Origin of the sequence: Aeromonas sp. HMWF015 (assembly GCF_963878965.1) — a bacterium.
Taxonomy (GTDB): domain Bacteria; phylum Pseudomonadota; class Gammaproteobacteria; order Enterobacterales; family Aeromonadaceae; genus Aeromonas; species Aeromonas veronii.
Map to the genome: position 1 here is coordinate 1 of NZ_CAWNZT010000448.1, position 3,705 is coordinate 3,705.

The following is a 3,705-nucleotide window of genomic DNA, read 5'->3' on the forward strand; positions in this document are numbered from 1 at the left end:
ATGCGGGTTTATTGCAAAGTGTGTGGCCAGCGGGGCCGCATTACCAAGACCAACCGGCTAAGCGATGATGTCTCGGATCTCTACTGCCAGTGCACCGATGCGGAGTGTGGCCACAGCTGGGTGGCCACCTTGTCGTTCGCCCACACCCTAAGCCCCTCGGCCAAGACCACCAACCAGCTGGTGCTGAGCCTGATGGGGTCGCTGACGCCAGAGGGGCGGCAGCTGGTACTCAAAGGTCTGGGAGCGCAATAGCGCCCCCAGTTGTTTTCTCACTCTTGCACGATGTGGCCATCATATATTGCTTGTGAGATCTTTTTATGAATTGACGCATTACTCACAGTAAAATTGGGAGCGTCGCGAGTAATTTTCCCGAGGGCAACAACTTGTTAGGCTACTAATCTTAACTTGGAATTTACACAGGAACTATGGAGTCATATCTCATCTGCATTGTCATAATTTCTCCTTTACGCACTTTGTAATCCATCCAATCCAAAACAGTACGCCTAGGCTCACCATAACGTGCAGGATCAGGATGGCCGGGTACAGGAAAAGGATGAATCGAAATAGATTGTCCACTCATTTGGCCGTCATGCTTCTCGGATGGCAATGGAACTTGAAATACTTCATTCCCGTAACCAAGAACAAGGAAAGCATACGGGTATCCTGTAACTGTCTTTTTACGGCGCAAAATAAAAGCTGCGATGAAATCGTTTGGCAAAGGCCCGGGCTGGAAGGCGTAAATAACAGGGCACTTGTTTAGGTACTGCTTAGAGTGATCAGACTCCTTAATCCACGCCATCAATCCTGAAAAGTTGGAGATTTCATCATCGGGAAGTAATGTAACCCCAATTTTCATGAATGCTTTTAGTACGGCTACCGGTGTATAAGAGTCTCGCCTTAGTTTGAATGTAACCGTCTTATTTTCCTCATCAATCTCGTAAATTGGATCATCCTCATAGGCAGTGATATTAAGTTTGCTTTGGTCGTATTCGATTCTCCACCCAGGCTTATCTCCGCCTCTTTTTAGCGTTGGCACGCCACTTTTCCCTCTGATGCTAATGAGGGTGCGCATTGGTTTTGACCAATTTCCCAAGTCATTCTCTATTCCTTCCCCAAATTTCTTATTGCATGTATCACACTCATAGGCACTTTCAATGCTTTTGTTTCCTAATAATTCAGGAATAGCGTGAGCGACTTTCTTGAAAGTTACCTCGGGCGACTGTTTTCCGCAGAAGCGGCACGTACGATTTCCCATGTCCCCCAAAACCACTTTATCGCCAGGCCTAACGAACCATTGACCGATAATCTCGTAGTTGGTTTCGTAGAAATTAATATTTGCTTCTTGTTTCTGCATGAGCTTTCTCCGTGCGGTGTATGCCGTAGCTGCCTAACGCTAAGCTAAGTGGCTAACAAACTTACCGTTCAACTTATTTGACCGCCATAAACACTAAACTTAACCAAGATAAAAATGCCGAACGTTTGTTATTCTATCTTGAGCACCTTGTTAGGCGAACTATGCACACCAATTAGTATACTCAGAACAAATTTCACTATGCCATTGTATCATTTCAGGAGTCATTGCTCTTCCCTGCCAGTTAAAGTCGAAAGTACCATCTTTATGAATAAACACAGCCTTGAGCAACGTAATAGCCAATGGGAATAACTGGGCATATTGCTCCATTTCATTTGTATCCATGTATGGTTCAATAAATGTCGCAAAAATAGAGTGTACTCTAATTGCACTTTCAGGATGAGTTGATTCAAAGTGTGAGTTAGGAGAGTTACCATCCATTAATTTGAAATAACATGCAACGAAGAGTAAAGCTAGTAAGGTTGCACCTTTTTCGTTTTTAAATTCAGGTAGTAATTTTTCAATTATTGGATTGGAGTTAATGATTGGGTCTTTAATGTTTTTACGTAAAAATCTAAACGCATAGTTATCAGCTACCAACTCCCTTGCATGACTTTGAATCAAGGTTTTTCTACTGATCTTTCTATGTCCCTCAATATCATCGCTGATCTTCTCTCGGTTTCCGTGCTTATTTACATAATGGCCAACTTCATGTGAAACAACAAAAGATAGTAAACAATCAAATATGAACAATAACAGATGAGAGTCACCTTCTGACTCTTCTCTTTGATCTTCATAATTAAAGCCAACAAAAGGATTGTCAACGAGGTGTAAATCGACAAAGTTAAATGTTCTTGGCTTTCCATTTAACACGCCAGAAGAATGAACTAATAGTGCCAGCTTACAAAGTCGATCAAAGATACCGTATGACACAAATATTAGTTTGTGCTTATATAAAATTCCTGCTCTGATGCCAGTGTCAGTAGTTACACAAAACTCCAAACCAACCTTTTTTACTGCATCCATATACTTAGCAAAGAAAGGAAATACAAGTCCGTTGTCCCTATCACCTAAAAAATCATATATACAACCCAACTCATTACTAAACAAGATATCGTCTAACTCTTGGAGTCTTTTCATTTTGTCATTCATTTATAATGAACCTATAATCGATTGTTTTCCTAACAGGGATTAGATGGAAGGTGGTATTAATCTGTTTATATCGACTTCTATATAACACCGCATAACCTCTGTAACGGTTATGAGAAAATCACTTTAAAATCATAGTATTACTAATATATGTTAATTGTCTAGACGTATTCGCTTGACCATCCCCTTTTACCGGCTGAAGGTCAGCTTGCAGTTCATGCCTACTCCTCGCTGTTGTTGTCCTGTTCCTGCATCCACTCAAGCGCATCCAGCTCTTCCAGCACCCGCCACATCTCTGACTGATAGGGTTGCGGCAGCATCTCGATCCATCGATGCGCTCCAGCGTGGCCTTGTGTCTGATAGACCTCGCCGCACAGCTCGACCAACATTGGCCAGTCCTGATCACCCGTGGGCACTGCGTATTCATCCGGCTGGCCCTGTTCTGCGGGTTGCTGGCCAGCTGGTAGCCAATCCGGCTCGCTTGGTAGTGCGCGGCCTGACTGCAGCTGACCGTTTTCCAGCCATAGGGTGAAACCATCCGCTCTGACGCTGGCGCCTGAGCGCAAACGCCCGATGGAGAAGGGCGATAAACCCCATTGCTCTGCCATTAACTGATCCGCGAAGGCCTCAGGATCCGGCCGCGTACAGTTATTGTCAGAGCTCCAAGGTGCCGGGCTGTCGCCCGTCTTAACCCCAACCCCCCTCGCTGCAGCCTCGGCGGCTTTCCTGGCTTCATGGGTGCCGGCAGGCACAATTTCCCACCCTTGCAGGCGGGTCTTGATGCCCAGGCGAGCAGAGGTAATGCCCATCAGGCGCTTGATGTCTTCGCCATAGCTATTGGCCTGCTCCTCAATGAGGTGGGCCAGTCTGATGGGGTGTTCGGCACGGGTCGCCAGAGCGCCGCCCATGGCGTGCAGGTAGCAGCGAAAGATGCCGTTATCTGCGGCAAAGCGAGCCGCCTCAAAGCGCGGGTCTTGCAGCACAGGCTTTGGTGGGCCCACCAGATCGGCATGCTTCTTGGCGTTGCTGATGCGGCGCAGCTCGCGCCATACCCCGACCGGCGCGCCGCCGATCTGCTGGAAGGTGCGAATGCCCCACCAACTGGCCCAGGCGACGGCATGCAGGGCGCCCTCATCGGCGGCGGTGCCGGCCTCTTCGTCATCGTCCAGGTAGGCGCCGTCGATGTTCTTGGCAATGTATTTGGC

Annotated in this window: 3 protein-coding genes and 1 pseudogene; 1 reads left to right on the top strand and 3 read right to left on the bottom strand. The window is 47.0% G+C overall.

What is annotated here, in order from left to right; all coding sequences use genetic code 11:
* Positions 1 to 252: ogr/Delta-like zinc finger family protein (locus AACS18_RS22925; RefSeq protein ID WP_042067783.1), on the top strand; the 252-nt coding region annotated here is incomplete at its 5' end.
* A 160-nt stretch (positions 253 to 412) separates the two neighbouring features.
* On the opposite strand, the gene AACS18_RS22930 is transcribed toward AACS18_RS22925, so the two are convergent.
* From AACS18_RS22930 to AACS18_RS22940, 3 genes and pseudogenes are all read right to left on the bottom strand, one after another.
* Positions 413 to 1,354 carry an HNH endonuclease gene (locus AACS18_RS22930; protein WP_108611951.1) on the bottom strand — a complete coding sequence of 314 codons (942 nt, stop codon included), beginning with the start codon at positions 1,352 to 1,354 and terminating at the stop codon, positions 413 to 415.
* A 159-nt stretch (positions 1,355 to 1,513) separates the two neighbouring features.
* On the bottom strand, positions 1,514 to 2,491 hold the full coding sequence (locus AACS18_RS22935) for a hypothetical protein (protein ID WP_146184730.1): 978 nt from the start codon (positions 2,489 to 2,491) through the stop codon (positions 1,514 to 1,516).
* A gap of 230 nt (positions 2,492 to 2,721) precedes the next feature.
* Positions 2,722 to 3,705, bottom strand: a pseudogene (locus tag AACS18_RS22940) (replication endonuclease); the annotation flags it as partial.

Excerpts from the sequence above, each read along its gene's own strand:
- AACS18_RS22930 (WP_108611951.1), bottom strand. The coding sequence starts at position 1,354 with ATGCAGAAACAAGAAGCAAATATTAATTTCTACGAAACCAACTACGAG.
- AACS18_RS22935 (WP_146184730.1), bottom strand. The coding sequence starts at position 2,491 with ATGAAAAGACTCCAAGAGTTAGACGATATCTTGTTTAGTAATGAGTTG.